Source organism: Escherichia sp. AM3 (assembly GCF_032029835.1).
GTDB lineage: Bacteria > Pseudomonadota > Gammaproteobacteria > Enterobacterales > Enterobacteriaceae > Escherichia > Escherichia coli.
This window is the reverse complement of sequence record NZ_JAVUPQ010000903.1, coordinates 1-280: the sequence shown is the minus strand read 5'-3', so window position 1 is coordinate 280 and position 280 is coordinate 1. Positions and strand designations below refer to the sequence as shown.

The window sequence follows — 280 nt, the reverse complement described above, 5'->3', positions numbered from 1 at the left end:
ACCGCACCTCTACCCCGAAGTGTCGCAGATGCGCGAGTCCCTGCGTAACTGGCGATTCTATCACGAGTTTTCCGTCTCATCCGGCTCGGCGATCCGTGCCCCGCAGGTGGGCTTTCGTTCCCCGGTGCTGGCCAGCGACGGCGCGAACCTGGCCGCCGCGTTTCAGACCATTGTCGAAATTGGCGACGAGCTGCTGCTGATGCGCATTCTCGACCAGGCCTTCCCCGGCTGCGTGTTTTACAGCGACAACACCGGCGGGCGCTTCCGCATGATGATGCAG

At 63.2% G+C, this 280-nt stretch carries 1 pseudogene; it reads left to right on the top strand.

Annotated elements, in window-relative coordinates:
* A pseudogene (locus RTW80_RS28980) lies at positions 1–280 on the top strand (AAA family ATPase); the annotation flags it as partial.